Here is a 22709-nt window from a genome sequence, read left to right on the forward strand (position 1 = left end):
TATTTCATACGACGGCCTGTGGCCGGCACATCTACGCTCGAGACCCCTGCAAATGCCTGCTCAGTCACCTTCCGCCATCGAGCTCGAGTTCGCCCGGCATTATGACCAGGAGCACGCCCGCGTCTGCCTGCAGCCGCGAGCGCAAGGCCTGGGCGAGCGCCTGGCGTTCTGGCGTGACGAGCAAATGGTGCGCCGGGCGCTCAAGGTCGCCGGCGAACCGGGCCTGATTCTTGATGTGGCTTGCGGTGTCGGGCGCTTCTGGCCAGTGCTGGGTGAGCATGCGAACCGGGTGATTCTCGCGACGGATCAGTCCCAGGCTATTCTCGAGCATGCCCGTACCCACCATCCGCAGAGCCTGATGAAGCGAGTCCGGACTTTTCAAAGCTCCGCCTTCAACATTGGCTTGTCGGAAAATGCCGTTGACAGCATTTTTTGCATGCAGCTGTTTCAGCACATTGCCTGCCCCGAACTCCGTTTGGCGATGTTGGGCGAATTTTACCGGGTCAGCCGCGATACGGTGATTGTGGCGGCGCGTGTGGCTGGCCGTTTCAAGGGATGGCACACCGACGGGCAGGGGGCCGCAGCAGGGTCACTGGTCAGTAAGACCGAGCTTGAGACGCAATTCAAGCTGGCAGGTTTGCGCGTGCTCAGCCATCAGGATTTTCTGCCCGGCCTCGCAACGAGGCGGGTTTACGTGCTGGGTAAGGTCGGTTAGGCCAGGTTTGTCAGGCTATTCTTGCAGTCAGGCAGGCATTTTCGCTAAAGCTCTTGTTCAGTGGATGCGCGGAAATCGTCGGGGGCGATATATACTGCGCGCCATTCTTCAAGGGAGAGCCGTGTGGCCATCGATATTCACTGGATTCGCGACAACGATAGCCTCGGTCGGTTTTGCACCGAGTGGCAGCAGCTGCCGTTCGTTGCCCTCGACACCGAATTCATGCGGGTCGACACCTTCTACCCGATCGCAGGCCTGCTGCAGGTCGGCGATGGCGAACGTGCCTACCTGATCGATCCGTTGACCATCGATAACTGGCAGCCCCTGGCCGCCTTGCTGGAAAATCCAGCGGTGGTCAAGGTTGTCCATGCGTGTAGCGAAGACCTCGAAGTCCTGCTGCGCCTGACCGGCAGCCTGCCGGCACCGCTGTTCGATACGCAGCTGGCCGCCGCTTACCTGAACCTGGGTTTTTCCATGGGTTATTCGCGGCTGGTACAGGAAGTATTGGGGATCGACCTGCCCAAGGGCGAAACCCGTTCCGACTGGCTGCAACGCCCGCTTTCCGAGACCCAGATCAGCTACGCCGCCGAAGATGCCGTGCACCTGGCGGAAGTTTTCGTGAAATTGCGCCCGCAACTCTCCGATGACAAATACGCCTGGGTCCTGGAGGACGGTGCGGAGCTGGTGGCTAACCTGCGTCGTGAAATCGATCCGTTCGAGGTCTATCGCGACGCCAAGCTGGCCTGGAAATTGTCCCGCGCGCAGCTCGCTGTGTTGCGTGAGCTCTGCGCCTGGCGCGAGCAGGAGGCGCGTGCCCGTGACCTGCCGCGCAACCGCATCATCCGCGAGCATTCGCTGTGGCCGCTGGCGCGCACGCAACCGGACAACCTCGGCGCATTGGCGAAAATCGAAGACATGCACCCGCGTACCGTGCGTCAGGACGGCGAATTTTTGCTTGATCTGATCAAGCGCTCTGCCAGTGTGTCGCCCGAGCAATGGCCACCCGCCGTGCCTGAGCCGTTGCCGGTGGACGCCGCCGCGCTGCTCAAGCGACTCAAAGCCATCGGCCAGGCCGAAGCCGAACGCTTGAACATCGCGCCTGAGCTGATGTTGCGCAAGAAAACCCTGGAAGCCTTGCTCAAGAGTGGCTTCCCCAATGGTCCCTATCAATTGCCTGATTCGCTGCGTGGCTGGCGCCGCGAGTTGATGGGCCAGGCGCTGCTCGACAGCCTGGCCACCCCCGGAGAACAGCCTTGAAACGTATTTGCTCCATCTACCGCAGTTCGAAAAGAAACGAGATGTACCTCTATGTGCTCAAGAGCGATGCTCTGGAGCGTGTGCCAGAGCCCTTGATGGCTGCCTTCGGCAAAGCTATCCACGCGTTTGACCTGGTATTGAGCCCCGAGCGCAAACTGTCGCGCGAGGACATCACCGTCGTGCTGGAAAACCTCGAAAAGCAGGGCTATCACCTGCAAATGCCGCCAGCGGAAGACGAATACATCGAGCACTTGCCGGAAGAATTGCTGCGACGCAACGACCCCATGTGATCGACACTGGAATGATTTTGGCAAGGGCCGCATGGACGGAGCAGGACTCTGTCGGCGGCCGTATGCACTGTTTTTCGAAAGGTTTGAAGCATGCGCGTCCTGATTGCTGAACACGATCACCCGGTCTACGCCCGATTGTTGCAAGAGGCGGTGCCCGAGGTGGAAGTACTGACTAGCGGCGATTCCGCTGAATTGGCGCGTCTGGCTGCCGATTGCCCGGTCTGGCTCGGCCAACCCGACTTGCTGGCGACCCTGTTGCGCCAGGGGCATCAGCCTCAATGGTTGCAATCGACCTGGGCCGGGATCACGCCGCTGCTGGCCGATGGCTTGCCTCGGCACTATCGCCTGACTCGCGCGGTGGGGATTTTCGGTCAGGTCATGGCCGAATACGTGCTCACCTACATGCTCGGCCACGAACGTGAAGTGTTGGCACGGTTGGTCAGCCAGGTCGAGCGCAAATGGGACAGCCGTCACGGCCAGAGCCTGGTGGGGCGCAAGGTGTTGATCGTCGGTACTGGTGATATCGGGCAGACCGTGGCGCAATTTCTCGTACCCTTTGGTGTACAGCTGTATGGCATCGCCAGCGAAGCCCGTGAGCAGGCACCCTTTATCGAAGTCGGTTCGCTGGCGGACCTGCCTCGGTTGGTCGGTGAAGTGGATTATGTGGTCAATCTGCTGCCAAATACCCCGAACACCCACGATATATACGATGCAGCGCTGTTCAAGCAGTTCAAGCCAAGTGGTTTGTTCATCAATGTCGGGCGCGGTGTAGCGGTGGTGGATGCGGATCTGGTGGAGGCCTTGAAAGAAGGGCACCTGGTGGGCGCCGTGATTGACGTCTGTCGCCAGGAGCCGCTGCCGCAACGCCATCCGTTCTGGACGGCCTTCGGCCTGCTACTGACGGGCCATAGCTCGGCACCGACTTCGCCATCGCTGATGGTGAATCTGTTCGTCGAAAACCTGCGGGCGTATCAGGCGGGTGAAGCGTTGCGCGGGGAAGTGGATTTCAATCGCGGGTACTGAGCTGCCGACCCTGATCGTTCCCACGCTCTGCGTGGGAATGCCTCTTGTGACGCTCTGCGTCACGCCGTTGGGACGCGGAGCGTGCCGGGCTGCATTCCCACGCAGAGCGTGGGAACGATCGGCTTAGAGGGTGAAGTCGCCTTCAGCAGCGAGTTCGTTCAACGGCCGCCGCGGGCTTGGCTCTTCGCGTGCTTGCAGGTACTCCGCCAGTGTCGCTTTATCCCCCAGCTTCCCGACTGCCACGGCGGCATGCAGGGCGTAGCCTTCAGGAATGTTCAGCTCCTTGCGGGTCAATTCCTGGTCGAAACCCGCCATGCCGTGGGTATGCCAGCCACTGATGCTGGCTTGCAGCGCCAGGTGGCCCCAGGCGGAACCGGTGTCGAACGTGTGCCACAGCGCCGGGGTTTCTTCGGTGGCGCCAGGCGCGGTGAAGGTGGTTTTCGAGATCACGATCACCAAAGCCGAGGCGTGTTGCGCCCAGCTGCGGTTGAATTCGTTCAGCAGGCCCAGGTAACGCTCCCAGTTCGGCGTATCGCGACGCGCATAAAGAAACCGCCAAGGCTGCGAGTTGTACGCCGACGGTGCCCAGCGTGCCGCTTCAAAGAAGCTCAGCAGGGTTTCCTCAGGAATGGTTTCGCCCGTGAAGGCCCGGGGCGACCAGCGATCGGTAAACTGCGGATGGATGGCGTAATCGGCAATGCGTGGATTTGCACTCATCAAGAGATTCCTTGCTACGTTTGAAAGTGGGAGCGACGCAAAACCCTACTTGGCGGCGCAATAACTGACAAGCGTGTTGTACCGACAGTCGCCAATGCTTGGCCCGCGGGGCTGCGGGCACTAGACTGGCGGCCTTTTCACCACCTGATGTCGATGCTCGAACCATGGCCGCCAAAGTAGAACCGTTCTGGATACGCAAAACCCTCGATCAACTCGATCAGCAGGAATGGGAATCGCTGTGCGATGGCTGTGGCCTGTGCTGCCTGCAAAAGCTCGAAGATGAAGACGACAACAGCGTCTATTACACGCGTATCGCCTGCAAACTGCTGGACTTGAAAACCTGCCAGTGCAGCGATTACCCCAACCGTCGCGCCTCGGTGCCAGACTGCATCCAGCTCACACCGGGCAAGGCCGACGAGTTCAAATGGCTGCCACCGACCTGCGGCTATCGCCTGGTCAGCGAGGGCAAGGATCTGCCGTTGTGGCATCACCTGGTGTGCGGTGATCGCGACGCGGTGCACCACGAACGTATTTCCCAGTCCGGGCGCATGCTTGCCGAAGGCAGCGTGGCCGAAGAGGATTGGGAAGACCATCTGATCTTCCGCGCAGGTTAAGGTTTTACAAAGGAGTGTGTATGGCTGTGGGATGGCAGCGGGCGCTGGCCGTTGGGTTATTGTCCCTGAGCGCTCCCGCGTGGGCGGCGACGAAGAAGGTCGATCTGGATTACCACGTGCGCCTGTTGCCGCAAAGCGACCAGGCTGAAGTGCGCCTTACCCTGGCCCAGGGCTCGGCGGTACGCAGCCTGGATTTCAACCTCGGCGACGGCAGCCACTACAGTGATTTCAAGGCTGATGGCCAATGGCAGCAGACACCGGGCAAACTCACCCGTGGTGTATGGCTCCCTGCCGGGGACAAGGCCAGCCTGACTTACCGAGTTCGTATCAGCCATGGCCGCAAGAGTGGCAGCTTCGACACGCGCATCACCCCGGCCTGGGCGCTGATGCGCGGTGACGATCTGGTGCCACCCGCCAAAATCGATCAGCAGGACGGTATCGAGTTGGTGTCACGCCTGGAATTCGAGCTGCCCAATGGCTGGCAAAGCGTCGAGACCGCCTGGCCGCGCATCGGCAAGAACAAGTTTCGCATCGAAAATGTTTCCCGATTGTTCGATCGGCCCACGGGCTGGATGCTGGCGGGTCACCTCGGTAGCCGGCGTACCCGATTGGGTGAAACCGAAGTCACCGTCACCTCACCGCGAGGCCAGGGCATGCGGCGCATGGACGTGCTGACGCTGCTGACGTTTGTCTGGCCACAGGTGCAAGCCGTGTTTCCTCGTCACCCGACCAAGTTGTTGATTGTCGGCGCCAATGACCCGATGTGGCGTGGCAGTCTCTCGGCGCATGAGTCAATTTACCTGAACGCCCGCCTGCCGCTGGTCAGTGAAAACGGTACGAGTGCGTTGGTGCGCGAGTTGGCCCAAGTGTTCGGACGGATCAACGATCAGCAGCGTAGCGATTGGATCAGCGAGGGGTTTGCCGAGTACTACGCCATCGAACTGGTGCGCCGGGCCGGCGGTATGAGTGATGAGCGGTATGAGGGGCTGCACAGGAAGCTGGTCAAGGACAGCCAGAAAGTCACCAGTCTGCGCGGCGAGCAGATCAACGCTGCGCAGTTGGCCAAAGCGGTGCTGTTGCTGCAGGAACTGGACGGCGAGATTCGCCTGAAAACCCGCAACAAGCGCTCGCTCGATGATGTGATGCGCGGGGCGATGCGTCTGGGGAGCGTGGATACCAAGGCGTTCGTGCAGCTCAGTGAGAGTGTTATTGGAGAGCCGTCCAAAGTCCTTGATACCGGGTTACTTCAATAAAGATCAAAAGATCGCAGACGGAGGCAGCTCCTACATTGGGGGGGCGTACACCCTGTAGGAGCTGCCGCAGGCTGCGATCTTTTGCTTTAAGGTTTCGGCGACTTCAAAGAATCATTGCCGGTCACGGTGGCGGTTTTGGTCGCCGCTTCGGCATTGGCCTTCAGCGTCCTCAACTCTTCCCCCGCACGCTCGATCTTCGCCCGCACGTTATTCATGTCCTGACGGCTTTTTTCCAGCAGGCTTTTGGCCGAGCTGTGACCGGTGATGCCACGGGCCAGGGCCACACCGCCGATGGCCACCTGGATCAGGCCAAGCAGGCCGCCACGACGCAAGCCCTTGCCGACCATCACTACACCGCCAGCCAGTGAGCCGATGCGTTCCCAGCCCTGGACATTCTGCTCGGAAGAGGTCTGGAACGGGGTGGATTCGATGCGCTCTACGCGTTTGAGTTCGCTCATGATCTGACTCCAGGCTTGAGTAGTGGATAGATAAGCTGACTGCCTCGACTGGCCACTTGTTCCATCGGATGTATGGCGATTCAGCGGAATTTCGGCCCCGAACGGGTGTTGAGGCCCTTGGCCATGCGGTCGTAGAGCACGACGTTGACCGTGGCGGCGAGGTTCATGCAGCCGGTGGTCGGGATATAGACCACGTCTTCGCACCAGTCACGGATCTCTTTGTCCAGCGAGCCGTCTTCCGGGCCGAAGATATACAACGCGCGGTCCGGATGGGTGTACTCCGGCAATGGGCGGGCGCCTTCGACAAGTTCCACGGCAACGGGTACGCAGTTGAGGGGCAGGATTTTCTTCAGGTCGTCGATGCCGATCAGCGGGATATCGTAATGAACGCGCTTGGTGTCGGTGACGAAGTCGGCGGCGCGCTCATAGCGCTTGCCGGTGTAGAACACCGACGCCACGCCATAACAGCCTGCGGCGCGCATCACCGAACCGACGTTCTCCGGTGACTTGGGGTTATACAAACCAATGCAGCTGTACCGTTTGTCTGCCACGAGCGGGGTGCCTTTGGGAAAAAAGCGCGATTATACGGGGATTGGGCGGCAGCGGGCAGTTTGGAGATTGAGCAATCGCCTTCGCGAGCAGGCTCGCTCCCACAGGGTTTTTTCGCTGCATCGGAGATCCAGTGTGGGAGCGAGCCTGCTCGCGAAGGGGCCGGCTCGGGCGCTGAAGATCTTCAGTCTTCTTTCTTCATCAACCCTGCCAACGCCGCAAACGGGTTATGCGTTGCCTTGGCGATTTTTGGCGTGCTCAGCGAGCCCTCGCCGAAATATTGCTGGTCGGTATAACGCGAGTGTTCGTTGTCGTGGCAGTACAGGCACAACAGTTCCCAGTTCGAACCGTCCTGGGGGTTGTTGTCGTGGTTGTGGTCGCGATGGTGCACGGTCAGTTCGCTCAGGCGCTTGCCGGAGAATTCACGGGCGCAGCGGCCGCACACGTGCGGGTACATCTTCAGGGCCTTGTCGCGGTAGCCCATTTCCTTGTCGCGCTGGTTGTCGGCGAGGATGCGGTCCAGCTTCGAGGTGTTGGTCGGGGTGGACGAACTCATGGGTTCACCTTTGTTGAATGACTAATGACGGTATAAACGCAGTTTAGCTCAGCCCTTGAGCTTCTCGGCAATCCAGATGGTGTGGCGGGTGCCCTTGTTGCCGTGGGCGAAGACCTGTACTTCCTCGGCCTTGAAACCGGCTTTCTTCAGTTTGTCGGAAAACTGTCGGTCTGCGCTGGCCGACCAGACCGCCAGCACGCCCTTGGGGCGCAGGGCCTTGGCGCAGGCGCTCAGGCCCCCGGCGGAGTAAAGCCAGCTGTTGGCCCTCTGGGTCAGGCCTTCGGGGCCGTTGTCGACGTCGAGCATGATTGCGTCAAAACCCTGCGGCTCTGCTTGCAGGACCTTGGCCACGTCTTCCAGGCGGATCACCGTGCGCGGGTCTTGCAGCGGGTTTCCGGATTTTTCGCCCAGCGGTCCGCGGTTCCACTCCACCACGCCTGGCACCAGTTCGGCGACCACCACTTCAGCGGACTTGCCCAGGTGCTTGAGCGCCGAGGCGAGGGTGAAACCCATGCCCAGGCCCCCGATCAAAACCCGTGAGTCGGGTCTTCCCGCGACCTTGCGGCAGGGGATTTCGGCCAGGGCATCCTCGGAGCCATGCATGCGCGTATTCATCAATTGTCCACCGTCGCCGCCCTGGATCTTGATGACGAAATCTTCGCCGTACTCGAACAGGCACAGGGCACCGCCGTTCTCGGGAATAGGGGCGGTATCGAGCAGAACAAAACGTTTCATGGGGCTCACTTGAGGAAAAATGGCGGCACAGGGAAGGCAAACGGACGCAGTTGGGAGTAGCCTGCAAGTGACCACAAGGCCAACGGAGCCATTGATGAAGCGCACCATTCTAACGGCCATTGCCCTGGCCGCGCTCTCGATAACTGCAGTGCAGGGCCAGCAGCTACAGACGACGCCGATCAGTCCCGCGCCAATGCCTGGCTCGCCGGGCACCGCAACGCCCACACCGTACCCGCAGATCAGCCCGGCACCGCTGCCAAAAGTGGGGCCGGGCAGTAGCGGCCCACCGTTGGTGCCGATCGAGATGCCAAGCCCGCCGATCAAGGACCAGCCGGTGCCGGGGATCGAGCCGAACCCACCGAAGGTCAAGTCACCCGGCGGTTAAACCTGCTGCGAGAGCAACTGTCCATCGACCATGCGCAAGCGCCGGGACAGTGAGACGGCGAGGGCGCGGATGATCTTTGCCGCGACTTTCGGCGCGTCATTGAGCATCTTTTCCAGCGAATCCTTGCCCAGGTTGAGCAACTGGCAGTGACTCGCGGCCACGCAACTGGCCGAGCGCCGTTCGCCGTCGAGTACGGCCATTTCACCGAACGAGCGGCCGCTGCGCAGCGTCGCAATGGTCACCTGCTGGCCATCGCTGGCGGTCTTCTGCACGGCCACCTGGCCGGTATGGATGATGCACATGAAGCTGCCGGCATCGCCCTCGTGGAAAATTTCCTCTCCCTGGGCAATGGTGCTGAGGTTGAAATAGCCCGAGGCAGCGGCGAATTCCGCCGGTAGCAGCTGGTTGAACAGGCCGCAGTCCATCAGCCAGTTGCGAATTTCGTTGTTCAGTAAAGTGGGTTCTGACATGTCGTGCGGTCTTTATTGTTGTCTGGTTCTGTCACCACGAATTCCTGTCGGAGCTGCCGCAGGCTGCGATCTTTTGATCTTAAAAAAACAAAGTCAAAAGATCGCAGCCTTCGGCAGCTCCTACAGGGGGATCGGAATTGTATCGGCCCGAGGCGCCTGCAATTAAGACCGGTTCATCGGCCCAAGTTCCTCAGGCAACACCCAGCACCTTGAACAAAAATGCGTATTCGAGCGCTACGTCACGCAATCCCTGGTATCGACCGCTCATCCCCCCATGCCCGGCGCCCAGTTCGGTCTTGAGCAACAGCGGATTACTGTCGGTTTTGGTGACGCGCAATTTCGCCACCCATTTGGCCGCTTCCCAATACTGCACGCGGCTGTCGTTGTAGCCGGCGATCACCAGCATCGGCGGATAGGCTTGCGCGGTGACGTTTTCGTAAGGCGCGTAGGCCTTGATCCGCTCATAAACGTCAGGCTCTTGAGGGTTGCCCCACTCGTCGTATTCAGTGACGGTCAATGGCAGCTCCGGGTCGAGCATGGTGTTGAGCACATCGACGAACGGCACTTCGGCAATCGCCGCGCCAAACAGCGCCGGGCGCTGGTTGAGCACCGCCCCGATCAGCAGGCCGCCGGCACTGCCGCCGCTGATCGCCAGTTGTGGCGCGGTGGTCAGGCCTTTGGCGATCAGGTGTTCGGCGCAGGCGATGAAGTCGCTGAAGGTGTTCTGCTTGTGCTCCTGCTTGCCGGCGCGATACCAGGCTTCACCCAGTTCACCGCCGCCGCGCACATGGGCGATGGCGAACGCCATGCCGCGATCGAGCAAACTCAGGCGGGCGTGGGAGAACCACGGGTCGAGGCTTTCGCCATAAGCGCCATAGCCGTACAGGTAGAGCGGAACCGGCTTGCCGAGCGCTTCGCGCTTGACCACCAGGCTGATCGGCACTTGTGTGCCATCGGGCGCCGTGGCCCACAGGCGCTGACTGACATAGGCGTCGGCGTCGAACGTGCCAAGCACCGGGGTTTGCTTGAGCACTTTCTGCTCGCCGCTGACCAGTTCCAGCTGGCGGATTTGCGCAGGGCGGTTCAACGCTTCGTAACGCAGGCGAATTCGCTCGCTGACGAATTCCAGGCTGTTCTGCACGTGCAGGCTATAGGCCGCGTCTGGCAATTGAACCCGATAGCTCGGCAGGTCCTGCGGGTGAACTTCGATCACCGGCAAGCCGCCGACCCGCAGGCTCAGGGTCATGGCGCCGGCATTCAGGCTCATGCCATCGATCATTACTGTGTCGCTGTGGGGAATCAGGTTCCGCCAGTCGGCCTCGGCTGGCGCCACGCCGTTATCGACGGCGGTGTACAGGGCAAAGTTGATGCCGTCGCGGTTGGTGCGGATGAACCAGGTCCATTGGCCATCGAGCGTGCCGTGGTCAACGTCGTACTCATGGTTTTCCACCCGTGGCGCTACGCAGGTAAAGGGCAGTTGTGGGAGGTTGGCGTCGAGCACCCAGACTTCGCTGGTGGTCTTGCTGCCCACCGACAGCAGCAATTGTTGTTCGGAGCTCGAACGGTAGCAGTGCATGAAGAAGCGGCCGTCCGTTTCATGGAACACTTCTTCGGCCGCCGTGCCATCGAGGCGATAGCGCAACAGCTTGTGCGGACGATGGGTGTCATCCAGCTCGCCGAAAAACAGGGTCAGGCTGTCGTTGGCCCAGGTCATGCTGCCGTCGCAGTCCTGGAACTCCAGTTCACTGACGCGACCGTCGGACAACTCCTTGACGAACAGCGTGTAGATTTCGTCGCCCGTGGAATCGATGCTGTAGGCCAGGCGCTGGTGATCGGGGCTGATGCTGAACGCACCGAGGGAAAAGAAGCCGCCTTTGGCCAGCTCGTTAGGGTCCAGCAGCAGTTGTTCCTGGCTTTCGTCGAGGACCAGGCTGTCGTCGGCCGGGCGCGGGCAGCGGTAGTGACGGGCGTATTCGTCACCCGCCGTGGTGCGCGTGTAGTACAGGTAGGGGCCCCATGGCGAGGGCAGGGACAGGTCGGTTTCGAGAATCCGGTTCTTGATCTCCTCGAACAGGGTTTCGCGCAACCCGGCCTGATCAGCGGTTTGCGCCTCCTGATAACGGTTTTCGGCCTTCAGGTAGTCGAGCACCGCAGCGCTGTCGCGCTCCTGCAGCCAGGCGTACGGGTCGGATCCTTCGGCCTTGCGGGCAATCGGGGCATCGGAAACGTTGGCGGGTAGGGGCATGAGGGGCTCTCGAACAATGTACTGAATAGGGACTGGCAACCTGTAGGAGCTGCTGCAGGCTGCGATCTTTTGATCTTGATTTTTTAAGATCAAAAGATCGCAGCCTGCGGCAGCTCCTACATGAAGGAGCCTGATGGACGAAAAGCCGTTATCATAAGCGCCTCTTTGCCTGCCTTGCCATGGACACCATGACCGAGAACGACTATCTGATCGCTTGGGGCCTCTACGCCTTTGCCGCTTTGGGCTGCCTGCTGGTGTGGATGCGCATCACCCGCTGGATGTGGCGCTGGCTGCGCGAACCCCTGCGCTTGCTGGTGGCGGTGCTGCTTTTCAGCCCGACCATCATTGACCCGGTGAAGGAAAAAGTGGCCCCGGCCATTGCCATCACGGCGCTCGACCTGTTGTTCAAGGTCGGCAACAACGCGTGGCGGGCGATTTCCGACCTGCTGATGTACGGCATGATCGCTTTCGGCATCTACCTGGTGTTCGTGGCGATCCGTTTCGTCCTCGAGCGTGGTGCCAGGGCCCGCAAGGAACAGGCCGCCGCCGTCCAGGCCGCGATCCGTGCCGACGAGCCGGAAGAGGATCACCCCTTCGGCGGTGCCGGCGATGATCGCTACGGTCGACCGCCGGTGCCGAGCAATCCCCAGCGGATGCGCGTCGAACCCCGTCTGTAACCGTGCCCCTGCCATAAAGCGAGAGTTCGAGCATGTGTGAGTTATTGGGCATGAGCGCCAATGTCCCGACCGATATCGTGTTCAGCTTCACCGGGCTGATGCAGCGCGGTGGGCGTACCGGTCCACATCGGGACGGTTGGGGCATCGCTTTCTACGAAGGTCGGGGTTTGCGCTTGTTCCAGGACCCGGCGGCGAGCTGTGAGTCGGAAGTCGCGAACCTGGTGCAACGCTACCCGATCAAGAGCGAAGTGGTGATCGGGCATATCCGCCAGGCCAACGTCGGCAAGGTCTGCCTTTCCAACACCCATCCGTTCGTACGCGAGTTGTGGGGGCGTAACTGGTGCTTCGCGCATAATGGCCAGTTGGCAGACCTGCAACCGACGGCCAGCTTCTACCGCCCGGTTGGCGATACCGACAGCGAAGCGGCGTTCTGTGACTTGCTCAACCGTGTGCGGGCCGCGTTTCCCGAGCCCGTGGAGGTCGAAGAACTGCTGCCGGACCTGGTCGCCGCCTGCGCCGAATACCGCAGCAAGGGCGTGTTCAACTGCCTGCTCAGCGATGGCGACTGGCTGTTCTGTTATTGCTCGACCAAACTGGCGCAGATCACCCGTCGCGCCCCGTTCGGCCCGGCGCGCCTGAAGGATGTCGATGTGATCGTCGACTTCCAGGCCGAAACCACGCCCAACGATGTGGTCACCGTGATCGCCACCGAGCCCTTGACCGAAAATGAAACCTGGACCCGCTACGAGCCAGGCCAATGGAGCCTGTGGCGACGCGGTGAATGCGTCAGCCAGGGCCGGACCGAATAAGGATCATCCCCCATGTTGCTCAGTTATTTGCGGCTGGTGTTGTTTGCCGCGGGCCTGTTGATCGGTGTCCAGGTGCCGGGGTTCATCAATGATTACGCCAAGCGGGTCGAAGCGCACCTGATTGAAGCGCAGGCCGGGCTGAGCGGGTTTCAGAACACCGCCAATCAATTCTTCAAGGGCGACATGCAGGCCCTGGTCGCTCACTATCGCGCCAGTGAAGATCCGATCTTTCGCAGCGACGCCGACAGCCTGGGTAACCTGCTGACTCGCCAGGTGGCGTTGGACAAGCAATTCCAGGCGATGCAAGGGCCGTGGTATATCCGCTTCCTGCAAGTAGTGTTGGCCGCGGATCCGGACATTCGCAAGGAAACCTGGAATGGCTACAGCTACCAGATCCTGCTGACCCCGGAGGCGATGATCTGGGGCATGAGCGGCGCGTTGCTGCTGTCGTTCGGGATCGAGTGCCTGTTCCGCCTGATCGATTGGGTGGTGTTGGGCGGCAAGCGCCTGCGCCAGAGCCGGCCGATCGAAGAGCGGGATCTGCGCGGGTTGTAAGTGATGATCGTTCCCACGCAGAGCGTGGGAACGATCATCAGTCAGCCAAGGTAATGTAGTTTTCACCCACCCGCCGCGCATAATCCTTAAGTACTTGCTGGCACAACGTCACAATCTCCTCGACCCATTCCACGCCCACCCGCCACGACACCACCACTTGCAGGTCTGGTGGTCTCTGGTCGATGTCCAGCAAGGTCAACTCACCCCGTGCCAGTTCCTCCGCCACCAACACCGGCGGCAATGCACCGATGCCAAAACCGTCGCGCAGTAACCGGGTGATCGCCGAGACCGAGTTCACGCAGTTCAACCGTGGCGCCATGACGCCGTTGGCCTGCATCAGTGCGAGCACTTCCTGATGGGGGTGGGAGTTTTTCGAGTAGGTAATGATCCGCTCGTTCGCCAGGTCCGCGATGCCTGAGTAGTCGCGGTTGTAGAGCGAATTGCTGGCGACGATCCAGCCCATGGGGTGGCTGGCCAGTTCCAGGCTGCGCACGCTTTCCTGGCGCAGCAGGTCGGTTTGCAGGATCACATCGAGAAAGCCTTTTTGCAGCTGATCGCAGAGGTTGAGCGATGTATCGGCCACCAGTTCGATTTCCACCAGGGGGTAGTGATCGGTCATCTGCGCCACCAGCGGGCTTAGCCAGGTGTGGATCACCGTGTCCATGACACCGATGCGCACGCGGCCGGCCTTGCTTGAACGGGTCTCGATCGAATGCTTGAGCGCCTGCATGGTGTCCATCATCTGCTCGGCGTACTCGAGCACTTTCAAGCCTTCCGGTGTCAGGCTCACACCGCGCGAGTCGCGCAGGAACAGCTTCACCCCAAGCTCGCCTTCGAGCACGGCGATGCGGCTGGAAATCGACGCCTGGGTGGTGAAGAGCTTGTCGGCGGTGAGGCGGAAACTCTTGAGCCGGGCGACCCAGACGAAGGTTTCGAGAAACTTCAGGTTCATGTGATCAAGTTTTTCTTATGGCTAGGGCGGGTTTTTATTAGTTGGACGCAGAGGGCTGGCGCGTCCAAGAATCGACACATCCGGTTCCCACGATAGGCGTCGTCGGGGCTCAGAACAATACCAATAAAACCAGCGCGGAGATTTGCCATGAGTGCGCCCGACACCACCGTCATTTCGAAAGCCACGGCTCGCCCGGGACCTTTCGACTGGTATCGCAACATCAATCAGCAGGAACGCCGCACCTTCTGGAGCTGCAAGATCGGTTATGGCCTGGATGGCATGGACACCCAGATGCTCAGCTTCGTGGTGCCGACCCTGATTGCCATGTGGGGCATCACCACCGGCCAGGCCGGGCTGATCCACACCAGCACGCTGATCGCTTCGGCCATTGGTGGCTGGGTGGCGGGCATTCTCTCCGACCGCATCGGTCGCGTGCGCACCCTGCAACTGACCGTGCTGTGGTTTGCCTTCTTCACCTTCCTTTGCGGTTTCGCCCAGAGTTACGAACAGCTGCTGATTGCGCGGACCTTGATGGGCTTCGGTTTTGGCGGCGAGTGGACCGCCGGCGCGGTGTTGATCGGCGAAGTCATCCGCGCCCAGGACCGCGGCAAGGCCGTGGGCATGGTGCAATCGGGGTGGGCGCTGGGCTGGGGCCTGACCGCGATCCTGTATGCGCTGCTGTTCTCGATCATGCCGCCGGAAGACGCCTGGCGCGCGCTGTTTATCCTCGGCATCGTGCCGGCGATTTTCGTGATCTTCGTTCGCCGCCTGGTCAAGGACCCGGAAATCTACCGCGAAGCCAAAGCCAAGGAGGCGCCGAGCAATCCGTCGAAGTTCTACGAGATCTTTGCCCCCGGCATGCTCTTCACCACGATTCGCGCTTCACTGCTGACCACCGGTGCGCTGGGCGGTTACTACGCGATTACTTCCTGGCTGCCGACGTTCCTGAAAAACGAGCGTGGTTTGAGCGTACTCGGCACCGGCGGATACCTGGCGATGGTGATCGTTGGCTCGTACGTCGGTTACGTCATCAGCGCCTATTTGACCGATATCCTCGGTCGCAAAAAGAACTTCATCCTGTTCGCCGTCGGCTCGTTCACCATTGTGCTGCTGTACACGCAAATGCCGGTCAGCAACGGTGTGATGCTGTGGCTGGGCTTTCCGCTGGGCTTCTTTGCCTCGGGGATATTCAGCGGCATGGGCGCGTTCCTGACCGAATTGTTCCCGACCCGCATTCGCGGCTCAGGCCAGGGCTTTTGCTACAACATCGGCCGCGCGCTGGCGGCATTGTTCCCACTGCTGATCGGCCTGCTCAGCCAGACGGTGCCATTGAGCGTTGGCATCGGTGCCTTTGCGGCGGTGTCCTACGGCGTGGTGATTCTGGCAGCCCTGAGCTTGCCGGAAACCCGTGGCAAGCAACTCGACGCCCAGTAACTGATAATCTGCGGGCGTGTCATACGGATATGTCCCACAGTTAAGAAGAATAAAGCCTACAGGAGTGTTCAGCGTGAGCCGCCTGCTATTGAACTGCGACATCGGCGAGAGTTTCGGTAACTGGACCATGGGTCTGGACGCGGAAGTCATGCCCTTCATCGATTGCGCCAACATCGCCTGTGGTTTCCATGCCGGCGACCCGAGCATCATGCGCAAGACCGTCAGCCTGGCCCTCAGCCACGGTGTACAGATCGGCGCGCATCCGGCTTACCAGGATCTGGTCGGTTTTGGCCGTCGTTCCATGGCCTATGGTGCCCAGGAACTGCAGGACATCCTGCATTACCAAATCGGCGCCCTCGACGGCATCTGCCGCGCCCAGGGCGGTCGGGTCAGCTACGTCAAACCCCACGGTGCGATGTACAACGACATGATGGCCAACCCCGCGCAATTGCGCGCCGTGCTGCAAGCGGTGGCGTCCTACGATCGCAGCCTGCCGTTGATGCTGATGGCCACCCGCGACAACAGCGCCGCGCAGCAATTGGGCGAAGAATATGGCTTGACCCTGTGGTTCGAAGCTTTCGCCGACCGCGCCTACGACAGCGCCGGCAGGCTGGTTTCGCGGCAACTGCCGGGAGCGGTGCATCACGAACCGGAGAAAATCATCGAGCAGGCGTTGATCATCGCCCGTGGCGATCACCTCACCGCCAGCGACGGCAGCGCCTTGCACTTGCAGGCCAACACCCTGTGCGTGCACGGCGACAATGCCAGTTCGGTGGCGGCCGTGCGGCGCATTCGTGAAGCCTTGAACCAGCAGGGCGCGTCATGAAACTGCGGGTAGAAGTGGTCGCGCTCGATTGCCTGATGGTGCGTCTGTTCGATGAAATCGCTGAAGCCAACATGCCATGGATGCTGGCGGCCAGTGAAAGCCTGCGGGCGGCGTTCGGCAAGGATCTGATCGACCTGGTGCCGTCCTACACGACCTTGATGGTGCATTACGACCTGACCGCGTTGAGCCCGACCCAGGCTCGGGAATTGATTGCCGAAGCGCTTATCGACCTGTCGCCCAATGCGCGCACTCGTGGCAAATGTCACGTGCTGCCGGTGTGGTACGACTTGAGCGTCGGTCCAGAGCTGAGCTTGTTGTCGCAACGCAGTGGGTTGGCGATGGAGGAGGTGATCCGTCGTCATAGCGAACGTGAGTATCAGGTGTTCGCGCTGGGATTCGCACCGGGGTTCGCGTTCATGGGCCTGGTGGACGAGGCACTCGCCGCACCGCGCCTGAGCACGCCACGCAAGAAGGTCGCCGCCGGCAGTGTTGGTATCGCCGAAAGGCAGACGGCCGCCTATCCAGTGGTATCGCCCGGCGGCTGGAACCTGATCGGCCGCACACCGGCCAAATTGTTCGATCGCAACCGTGACGGCTACAGCTTGATGCAGCCGGGTGACACCGTGCGTTTCGAAGCGGTCGACCATGCCGAATTCATCAACCTGGGCGGTGACGACACGCCACTGGAGGCCCAGGCATGAGCCGTCTGACGATTGAAGCGAGTACACCGCTGTGCCTGTTGCAGGACGCAGGCCGTTTCGGCGTGCGCCAACTGGGCGTGACCCAGGGCGGCGCGGCTGATTGGCGTTCGATGTCGTGGGCCAATGGGTTGCTGGGTAACGGGCTGGAGGCGCCGGTGATCGAAATCACCCTGGGCGGGTTCACCGTAGTGGCCGAGGACGATTGCGTGCTCGCGCTGGCCGGGGCGGATCTTGGCGCGCGGGTGGACGACGAGCCGCTGGCACCCTGGCGCAGTTTCCGGCTGAACAAAGGTCAGCGTTTGCAGTTCAGCCAGCCCTTGCTCGGCGCCCGGGCCTATCTGGCCGCGCCAGGTGGTTTTGATGCGCCGAAGGTGTTGGGCAGCAGCTCGACGGTGGTGCGTGAGGAGCTTGGCGGACTGGATGGCATGGGCCATGCGCTGAGCAAGGGCGCGAGCTTGAGCTATTCGGGCAATTCGGTGATGTTGCTGCGCGAATTGACCGCCGATCAGCGGCCGGACCTGAAGCTTGATACGCCGTTGGATCTGGTGCTCGGTGCGCAGATCGGTGAGTTCAGCGGGCAGAGCCTGTTCGATGCATTCAACAGCGTGTGGAACGTCGACAGCCGTGCCGACCGGATGGGTATTCGGCTGTTGGGACCGGCGTTGCAATACCAAGGCAAACCGATGATTTCCGAGGGCATTCCATTGGGGGCTGTGCAAGTGCCGCCGGACGGCCAGCCGATCGTGCTGCTCAATGATCGGCAGACCATTGGCGGTTATCCGCGGTTGGGGGCATTGACGCCGTTGGCGCTGGCGCGATTGGCGCAGTGTTTGCCGGGGGCGCAGGTGCGGTTGCGGCCGGTGGTGCAGGATATCGCGCATCGCGAGCAGATTGAATATTTGCAGAAATTCATGAACCGCTAAAAGCATCGCGGGCAAGCCTTGCTCCTACAGGATTCGAGTGTGCCGGAAATTTTGTGCACGACTTGAATCCTGTAGGAGCAAGGCTTGCCCGCGATGACGCCAGTCCAGACAACCGAGATTATTTGGAAAGAAACCGCATCCCTTCCTCAAGCCCCCGCAACGTCAACGGATACATCTGGTCCTCAATCAAATCCCTGACGATATTGGTCGACGAGGTATAGCCCCAGGTATCTTTCGGGTAAGGGTTGATCCAGATGAGCTTCTTGTACTTCTCCTTGAACCGCTGCATCCACACGTAGCCGGCTTCTTCGTTCCAGTGCTCGACGCTGCCACCGGCCTGGGTGATTTCGTAGGGCGCCATGGCGGCGTCACCGATGAAGATCACTTTGTAATCGGCGCCGTATTTATGCAGCAAGTCCATGGTGGAGGTGCGTTCGGAGGTGCGACGCATGTTGTTCTTCCACACCGATTCATAAATGAAGTTGTGGAAGTAGAAGTACTCCAGGTGCTTGAACTCGGTCTTGCACGCCGAGAACAGCTCTTCGCAGATCTTCACGTGGGCGTCCATCGAACCGCCGATATCGAACAGCAGCAAGAGCTTGACGGTGTTGCGCCGTTCCGGACGCATCTGGATGTTCAGCAACCCGGCATCTTTCGCGGTGTGGTCGATGGTGCCATCGATATCGAGTTCTTCGGCTGCACCCTGGCGGGCAAACTTGCGCAAGCGACGCAGGGCGACCTTGATGTTGCGCGTGCCCAGCTCGACTGAATCGTCGAGGTTCTTGTACTCGCGCTGATCCCAGACTTTCACGGCCTTGCCCTGGCGCTTGCCGGCATCGCCGACCCGAATGCCTTCCGGGTTGAAACCGCCGGAACCGAACGGGCTGGTACCACCGGTGCCGATCCACTTGTTGCCACCGGCATGGCGTTCCTTCTGTTCTTCCAGGCGTTTCTTGAATTCTTCGATCAGCTTGTCGAGGCCACCGAGGGACTGGATCGCCGCCCGTTCCTCGTCGGTCAGGGAGCGTTCGAATTCCTTGCGTAGCCAGTCTTCCGGGATCAACGCCTGAAGATGATCATCGAGCTTTTCCAGACCATTGAAGTAGGCCCCGAAGGCCCGGTCGAACTTGTCGAAATGCTTTTCGTCCTTCACCAGGATCGCCCGGGACAGGTAATAGAACTCGTCCATGTCAGCGAAGGTAACGCGCTGCTTCAGCGCGTTGATCAGGTCCAGCAGCTCGCGCACCGAGACCGGTACCTTGGCTGCGCGCATTTCATTGAACAGATTGAGCAGCATGGCATTTGCCCCAGATGATCAACGACTACCGCGACGACTCATGAACGCCAAGCGCTCAAGCAATTGCACGTCCTGTTCGTTCTTCACCAGTGCACCTGCCAGCGGGGGGATGGCCTTGGTTGGGTCGCGTTCGCGCAGCACCGCTTCGCCGATGTTGTCGGCCATCAGCAGCTTCAGCCAATCCACCAACTCGGAGGTCGAAGGCTTCTTCTTCAGGCCCGGCACCTTGCGCACGTCGAAGAACACGTCCAGTGCTTCGCTGACCAGGTCTTTCTTGATGTCCGGGTAGTGCACGTCGACGATCCGCTGCATCGTGGTGCGATCAGGGAACGCGATGTAGTGGAAGAAGCAGCGGCGCAGGAAGGCGTCCGGCAGCTCTTTCTCGTTGTTGGAGGTGATGATGATGATCGGGCGCTTCTTGGCCTTGATGGTCTCGTCGATCTCGTAGACGTAGAACTCCATCTTGTCGAGTTCTTGCAACAGGTCGTTGGGGAACTCGATGTCGGCTTTGTCGATTTCGTCGATCAGCAGGATCACGCGCTCTTCGGACTCGAAAGCTTCCCAGAGCTTGCCTTTCTTCAGGTAGTTGCGAACGTCGTGGACCTTTTCCGTGCCCAGCTGCGAGTCGCGCAGGCGGCTGACCGCGTCGTACTCGTACAGGCCCTGGTGCGCCTTGGTGGTCGATTTGATGTGCCAGGTGATCAGCTTGGCGCCAAAGGAGTCGGCCAGTTGCTCGGCGAGCATGGTCTTGCCGGTGCCTGGTTCGCCCTTGACCAGCAGTGGCCGCTCCAGGGTGATGGCGGCGTTGACCGCCAGCTTAAGGTCATCGGTGGCGACGTAGGCCTGGGTGCCTTCGAACTTCATCTGCTAATCCTCGAACGGTAACGCCGGCCTGAGCGAGGCAGGGCGGGAATATAAATGGTCAGCCTCGACTATAACGCGACGCCCGGTCGACTGTGAACGCAGACGGCCTATTCAGTCTCTGAATGGAGCGTCACATCTTGACTCAGTATTGGCGGCAACGTTAACCGGCGTCCGGCTTGGGTTGTTCGTAGCGAGCATTGAATGCCTGGATGAAACCATTGCGTAAAATCTGCAAAAACGCCTGGAACGCGCTGATATCTTTTTGATGGACGTTTCCGCTTAGCTCGACACGGGTCGCAAACTGGTTCTTGCCCTGGTTTTTCAGTACGGTTTCGGTGCCGCCGACGAGCGCCTCCCAGATGGAACGAAAAATCCCCTTGTCCTTGTTTTCCACGTCCTGTTGCCAGTTGAACACGTCGACATCCCTGAGCAGCGGCTTGATATAGCCCGTCAATTTGGCTTTTTTGGCTTGGGCTTCGATCACGACGTCGCCATGGCCGGCATTGAAATCGAACTTGCCATAGGCTGAAGCGAAGTCGTTCATGCGTTTGAGCTGAATGTCCCGGGCTCGCATGCGAAACTCGAAGTCTTCGAAGTTACTCAGTGGATCGAAAGTGGCGGTGGTTTCCAGGGGGGCATGCCCCAGCAGCAGCGCCTTGCCATCGAATCGGGCATCGCGCTTGCCTTTGGAGTCGACCACGTTGGTGAGGTTGTAGATGTTCAGGTCGACCTTGGTGGCATTCAGGTTCACCGGTGGTTTGGAGTTGAAGTTGCGAAAGGTGATCTTGCCATCGTCGATTTTTACTTCGTTGAGGGTTATTGGCAGCAATTTACCCAGTTGGGCGCGCCAGTCGGTGCCTTCACCCGTTTGCGAGTTTTTCTTGTTGGCCCCGCCATCGACGAAGTTGACCTCAGGCTTGACGAACTTCACTTCGGCGACCACCGCGTGGTCGTACCACAGGGAATGCCAGCTGACCGAAAGGTCGATCAATGGCGCGTTGACGAAGGGCACCGGTACCTTGCCCTCGACCTTGACGATTTTCAAACCGTTGATCTTGTAGGCTCCGCGCCACAGGGCCAGGTCCACGTCGGCGATCTCGCCGCGGTAGGCGCCCATGTTCGCCAACCTGTCATTGAGGTAGTCGCGCACCAGGTAGGGCAGGGCGAGATGCAGGGCAACCAGCAGCACAACGAGGCCGGTGAAGCTCCACAAGGGCCAGCGGTATCGACGTTTCATGGTGGTAATTCTCTGGCGTTCTAAAGCATTGACTACAGTCACCTCCGGACGTTCGACCTGACTGGACGCCTACGGGCAAGAGGCTTACCTTGGTGCCCTATTTCAATGCTGTCGTTAAGGACCCAGCCATGAGCCGTATCTACGCTGACAATGCCCATTCCATCGGTAATACGCCGTTGGTGCAGATCAACCGTATCGCGCCGCGCGGCGTCACCATCCTGGCCAAGATAGAGGGACGCAACCCCGGTTACTCGGTCAAGTGCCGGATCGGTGCCAACATGATCTGGGATGCCGAAAGCACAGGCAGGCTCAAGCCGGGCATGACCATTGTCGAGCCGACTTCCGGCAACACCGGCATCGGCCTGGCCTTCGTGGCCGCCGCGCGAGGCTATAAATTGATGCTGACCATGCCGGCCTCCATGAGCATCGAGCGCCGTAAGGTACTCAAGGCGCTGGGGGCGGAACTGGTGCTGACCGAGCCGGCCAAGGGCATGAAAGGTGCGATCGAAAAGGCCGGGGAAATAGTCGCCAGTGATCCGGCCCAATACTTCATGCCGGCGCAGTTCGACAACCCGGCCAACCCCGCCATCCACGAAAAGACCACCGGGCCCGAGATCTGGAACGATACCGACGGTGCGGTGGATGTATTGGTGGCGGGTGTCGGAACAGGCGGAACCATTACCGGCGTTTCGCGGTATATCAAGAATACCCAGGGCAAACCTATCGTCTCGGTGGCGGTGGAGCCCGCTGTATCACCGGTGATTTCACAAGCGTTGGCCGGTGAAGAAATCAAACCCAGCCCGCACAAGATCCAGGGCATCGGTGCCGGTTTTGTGCCGAAAAACCTCGACCTGTCGATCGTCGACCGGGTGGAGCTGGTCACCGACGAGGAGTCCAAGGCCATGGCCCTGCGCTTGATGCAGGAAGAAGGCATTCTGTGCGGCATTTCCTGCGGCGCCGCGATGGCAGTGGCGGTGCGCCTGGCGGAGACCCCGGAAATGCAGGGCAAGACCATTGTCGTGATCCTTCCGGATTCCGGTGAACGTTACTTGTCGAGCATGCTGTTCAGCGATCTGTTCACCGAGCAGGAGAATCAGCAGTAACGGGCAGCGAAGCTTCAAACGGTGGAGAGGGGGCATCCCTTCTTCATCGAGTGTGAATGACGTC

26 protein-coding genes are annotated in these 22709 nt (G+C 60.4%); 15 read left to right on the top strand and 11 right to left on the bottom strand.

The features are described 5' to 3' along the window. Positions 1–52: 52 nt before the first annotated feature. From PG5_RS14190 to PG5_RS14205, 4 genes are all read left to right on the top strand, one after another. Entirely contained in the window at positions 53–715 is a 663-nt protein-coding gene (locus PG5_RS14190; protein ID WP_020797818.1) for a class I SAM-dependent methyltransferase, read from the top strand. Positions 716–838: 123 nt separating this feature from the next. Continuing rightward, complete coding sequence (rnd, locus tag PG5_RS14195) at positions 839–1972, top strand: ribonuclease D (RefSeq protein ID WP_020797819.1); 1134 nt, start codon at positions 839–841, stop codon at positions 1970–1972. Then, a complete protein-coding gene (locus tag PG5_RS14200) occupies positions 1969–2262 on the top strand; it encodes a YcgL domain-containing protein (protein WP_033041871.1) in 294 nt (97 codons plus the stop codon). Before rnd ends, PG5_RS14200 begins: the two co-directional genes overlap by 4 nt. Before the next feature lie 90 nt (positions 2263–2352). Next, positions 2353–3285: a D-2-hydroxyacid dehydrogenase gene (locus PG5_RS14205; protein ID WP_020797821.1), complete on the top strand. Its 933-nt coding sequence runs from the start codon at positions 2353–2355 to the stop codon at positions 3283–3285. 123 nt (positions 3286–3408) lie between these two features. On the opposite strand, the gene PG5_RS14210 is transcribed toward PG5_RS14205, so the two are convergent. Further along, positions 3409–4002, bottom strand: coding sequence for a nitroreductase family protein (locus PG5_RS14210; protein WP_020797822.1), 594 nt, complete (start codon positions 4000–4002; stop codon positions 3409–3411). Positions 4003–4166: 164 nt separating this feature from the next. Here PG5_RS14210 and PG5_RS14215 point away from each other — a divergent pair, with 164 nt between their 5' ends. Both PG5_RS14215 and PG5_RS14220 read left to right on the top strand, forming a co-directional pair. Further along, positions 4167–4616: a YcgN family cysteine cluster protein gene (locus PG5_RS14215; RefSeq protein ID WP_020797823.1), complete on the top strand. Its 450-nt coding sequence runs from the start codon at positions 4167–4169 to the stop codon at positions 4614–4616. 20 nt (positions 4617–4636) lie between these two features. Next, positions 4637–5869, top strand: a complete 1233-nt coding sequence (locus tag PG5_RS14220) for a hypothetical protein (protein ID WP_020797824.1) — start codon at positions 4637–4639, stop codon at positions 5867–5869. 86 nt (positions 5870–5955) lie between these two features. Here PG5_RS14220 and PG5_RS14225 read toward each other — a convergent pair whose 3' ends face one another. From PG5_RS14225 to PG5_RS14240, 4 genes are all read right to left on the bottom strand, one after another. Continuing rightward, positions 5956–6327 carry a DUF2892 domain-containing protein gene (locus tag PG5_RS14225; protein WP_020797825.1) on the bottom strand — a complete coding sequence of 124 codons (372 nt, stop codon included), beginning with the start codon at positions 6325–6327 and terminating at the stop codon, positions 5956–5958. An 80-nt stretch (positions 6328–6407) separates the two neighbouring features. Then, on the bottom strand, positions 6408–6878 hold the full coding sequence (locus PG5_RS14230; RefSeq protein ID WP_007911337.1) for an RNA methyltransferase: 471 nt from the start codon (positions 6876–6878) through the stop codon (positions 6408–6410). Between the two features lie 182 nt (positions 6879–7060). Then, entirely contained in the window at positions 7061–7432 is a 372-nt protein-coding gene (locus PG5_RS14235) for a YajD family HNH nuclease (RefSeq protein WP_007944009.1), read from the bottom strand. A gap of 48 nt (positions 7433–7480) precedes the next feature. After that, on the bottom strand, positions 7481–8167 hold the full coding sequence (locus PG5_RS14240; RefSeq protein ID WP_020797826.1) for a spermidine synthase: 687 nt from the start codon (positions 8165–8167) through the stop codon (positions 7481–7483). Between the two features lie 94 nt (positions 8168–8261). Between PG5_RS14240 and PG5_RS14245 the strand changes: the two genes are divergently transcribed. Then, entirely contained in the window at positions 8262–8552 is a 291-nt protein-coding gene (locus PG5_RS14245) for a hypothetical protein (protein ID WP_020797827.1), read from the top strand. Here the strand turns inward: PG5_RS14245 and PG5_RS14250 are convergent. Together PG5_RS14250 and PG5_RS14255 are read right to left on the bottom strand one after the other, a co-directional pair. Beyond that, positions 8549–9022 (bottom strand): cyclic nucleotide-binding domain-containing protein, encoded by a 474-nt coding sequence (locus PG5_RS14250; protein WP_020797828.1) that lies wholly within the window; start codon positions 9020–9022, stop codon positions 8549–8551. The genes PG5_RS14245 and PG5_RS14250 overlap by 4 nt on opposite strands. Before the next feature lie 190 nt (positions 9023–9212). After that, complete coding sequence (locus tag PG5_RS14255) at positions 9213–11267, bottom strand: S9 family peptidase (protein ID WP_020797829.1); 2055 nt, start codon at positions 11265–11267, stop codon at positions 9213–9215. A gap of 179 nt (positions 11268–11446) precedes the next feature. Here PG5_RS14255 and PG5_RS14260 point away from each other — a divergent pair, with 179 nt between their 5' ends. From PG5_RS14260 to PG5_RS14270, 3 genes are read left to right on the top strand one after another with little or no spacing between them, the layout of a single operon-like run. After that, positions 11447–11944 carry a hypothetical protein gene (locus PG5_RS14260; protein WP_020797830.1) on the top strand — a complete coding sequence of 166 codons (498 nt, stop codon included), beginning with the start codon at positions 11447–11449 and terminating at the stop codon, positions 11942–11944. 32 nt (positions 11945–11976) lie between these two features. Continuing rightward, the gene (locus tag PG5_RS14265) at positions 11977–12753 is read left to right on the top strand and encodes a class II glutamine amidotransferase (RefSeq protein WP_008056134.1); all 777 of its coding nucleotides are present in this window, start codon (positions 11977–11979) and stop codon (positions 12751–12753) included. Positions 12754–12765: 12 nt separating this feature from the next. Continuing rightward, positions 12766–13308: a DUF2937 family protein gene (locus PG5_RS14270; RefSeq protein ID WP_020797831.1), complete on the top strand. Its 543-nt coding sequence runs from the start codon at positions 12766–12768 to the stop codon at positions 13306–13308. A 37-nt stretch (positions 13309–13345) separates the two neighbouring features. Here PG5_RS14270 and PG5_RS14275 read toward each other — a convergent pair whose 3' ends face one another. Then, entirely contained in the window at positions 13346–14260 is a 915-nt protein-coding gene (locus tag PG5_RS14275; RefSeq protein WP_020797832.1) for a LysR family transcriptional regulator, read from the bottom strand. A 147-nt stretch (positions 14261–14407) separates the two neighbouring features. Between PG5_RS14275 and PG5_RS14280 the strand changes: the two genes are divergently transcribed. The 4 genes from PG5_RS14280 (at position 14408) to PG5_RS14295 (ending at position 18144) form a co-directional block, all read left to right on the top strand. After that, entirely contained in the window at positions 14408–15694 is a 1287-nt protein-coding gene (locus tag PG5_RS14280; RefSeq protein WP_020797833.1) for an MFS transporter, read from the top strand. Between the two features lie 73 nt (positions 15695–15767). After that, positions 15768–16520 (top strand): 5-oxoprolinase subunit PxpA, encoded by a 753-nt coding sequence (locus PG5_RS14285; protein ID WP_020797834.1) that lies wholly within the window; start codon positions 15768–15770, stop codon positions 16518–16520. Next, positions 16517–17221: a 5-oxoprolinase subunit PxpB gene (pxpB, locus tag PG5_RS14290; RefSeq protein ID WP_020797835.1), complete on the top strand. Its 705-nt coding sequence runs from the start codon at positions 16517–16519 to the stop codon at positions 17219–17221. Before PG5_RS14285 ends, pxpB begins: the two co-directional genes overlap by 4 nt. After that, positions 17218–18144: a biotin-dependent carboxyltransferase family protein gene (locus tag PG5_RS14295; RefSeq protein ID WP_020797836.1), complete on the top strand. Its 927-nt coding sequence runs from the start codon at positions 17218–17220 to the stop codon at positions 18142–18144. The genes pxpB and PG5_RS14295 overlap by 4 nt, the downstream gene beginning before the upstream one ends. Before the next feature lie 118 nt (positions 18145–18262). Here the strand turns inward: PG5_RS14295 and PG5_RS14300 are convergent, their stop codons facing one another. From PG5_RS14300 to PG5_RS14310, 3 genes are all read right to left on the bottom strand, one after another. Further along, positions 18263–19441 (bottom strand): VWA domain-containing protein, encoded by a 1179-nt coding sequence (locus tag PG5_RS14300; protein WP_008055445.1) that lies wholly within the window; start codon positions 19439–19441, stop codon positions 18263–18265. A gap of 18 nt (positions 19442–19459) precedes the next feature. Next, a complete protein-coding gene (locus tag PG5_RS14305) occupies positions 19460–20305 on the bottom strand; it encodes a MoxR family ATPase (RefSeq protein WP_008055443.1) in 846 nt (281 codons plus the stop codon). 160 nt (positions 20306–20465) lie between these two features. Then, entirely contained in the window at positions 20466–21542 is a 1077-nt protein-coding gene (locus tag PG5_RS14310) for a DUF748 domain-containing protein (RefSeq protein ID WP_020797837.1), read from the bottom strand. A 128-nt stretch (positions 21543–21670) separates the two neighbouring features. Between PG5_RS14310 and cysK the strand changes: the two genes are divergently transcribed. Beyond that, on the top strand, positions 21671–22645 hold the full coding sequence (gene cysK, locus PG5_RS14315) for a cysteine synthase A (RefSeq protein WP_020797838.1): 975 nt from the start codon (positions 21671–21673) through the stop codon (positions 22643–22645). Positions 22646–22709: the final 64 nt, after the last annotated feature.

Origin of the sequence: Pseudomonas sp. G5(2012) (genome assembly GCF_000408945.1) — a bacterium.
GTDB classification, from domain to species: domain Bacteria; phylum Pseudomonadota; class Gammaproteobacteria; order Pseudomonadales; family Pseudomonadaceae; genus Aquipseudomonas; species Aquipseudomonas umsongensis.

Coding starts and splice junctions, on each gene's coding strand:
- PG5_RS14190 (WP_020797818.1), top strand. CDS start 53: ATGCCTGCTCAGTCACCTTCCGCCATCGAGCTCGAGTTCGCCCGGCAT.
- PG5_RS14205 (WP_020797821.1), top strand. CDS start 2,353: ATGCGCGTCCTGATTGCTGAACACGATCACCCGGTCTACGCCCGATTG.
- PG5_RS14210 (WP_020797822.1), bottom strand. CDS start 4,002: ATGAGTGCAAATCCACGCATTGCCGATTACGCCATCCATCCGCAGTTT.
- PG5_RS14215 (WP_020797823.1), top strand. CDS start 4,167: ATGGCCGCCAAAGTAGAACCGTTCTGGATACGCAAAACCCTCGATCAA.
- PG5_RS14220 (WP_020797824.1), top strand. CDS start 4,637: ATGGCTGTGGGATGGCAGCGGGCGCTGGCCGTTGGGTTATTGTCCCTG.
- PG5_RS14225 (WP_020797825.1), bottom strand. CDS start 6,327: ATGAGCGAACTCAAACGCGTAGAGCGCATCGAATCCACCCCGTTCCAG.
- PG5_RS14235 (WP_007944009.1), bottom strand. CDS start 7,432: ATGAGTTCGTCCACCCCGACCAACACCTCGAAGCTGGACCGCATCCTC.
- PG5_RS14240 (WP_020797826.1), bottom strand. CDS start 8,167: ATGAAACGTTTTGTTCTGCTCGATACCGCCCCTATTCCCGAGAACGGC.
- PG5_RS14245 (WP_020797827.1), top strand. CDS start 8,262: ATGAAGCGCACCATTCTAACGGCCATTGCCCTGGCCGCGCTCTCGATA.
- PG5_RS14250 (WP_020797828.1), bottom strand. CDS start 9,022: ATGTCAGAACCCACTTTACTGAACAACGAAATTCGCAACTGGCTGATG.
- PG5_RS14255 (WP_020797829.1), bottom strand. CDS start 11,267: ATGCCCCTACCCGCCAACGTTTCCGATGCCCCGATTGCCCGCAAGGCC.
- PG5_RS14260 (WP_020797830.1), top strand. CDS start 11,447: ATGGACACCATGACCGAGAACGACTATCTGATCGCTTGGGGCCTCTAC.
- PG5_RS14265 (WP_008056134.1), top strand. CDS start 11,977: ATGTGTGAGTTATTGGGCATGAGCGCCAATGTCCCGACCGATATCGTG.
- PG5_RS14270 (WP_020797831.1), top strand. CDS start 12,766: ATGTTGCTCAGTTATTTGCGGCTGGTGTTGTTTGCCGCGGGCCTGTTG.
- PG5_RS14275 (WP_020797832.1), bottom strand. CDS start 14,260: ATGAACCTGAAGTTTCTCGAAACCTTCGTCTGGGTCGCCCGGCTCAAG.
- PG5_RS14280 (WP_020797833.1), top strand. CDS start 14,408: ATGAGTGCGCCCGACACCACCGTCATTTCGAAAGCCACGGCTCGCCCG.
- pxpB (WP_020797835.1), top strand. CDS start 16,517: ATGAAACTGCGGGTAGAAGTGGTCGCGCTCGATTGCCTGATGGTGCGT.
- PG5_RS14295 (WP_020797836.1), top strand. CDS start 17,218: ATGAGCCGTCTGACGATTGAAGCGAGTACACCGCTGTGCCTGTTGCAG.
- PG5_RS14300 (WP_008055445.1), bottom strand. CDS start 19,441: ATGCTGCTCAATCTGTTCAATGAAATGCGCGCAGCCAAGGTACCGGTC.
- PG5_RS14305 (WP_008055443.1), bottom strand. CDS start 20,305: ATGAAGTTCGAAGGCACCCAGGCCTACGTCGCCACCGATGACCTTAAG.
- PG5_RS14310 (WP_020797837.1), bottom strand. CDS start 21,542: ATGAAACGTCGATACCGCTGGCCCTTGTGGAGCTTCACCGGCCTCGTT.
- cysK (WP_020797838.1), top strand. CDS start 21,671: ATGAGCCGTATCTACGCTGACAATGCCCATTCCATCGGTAATACGCCG.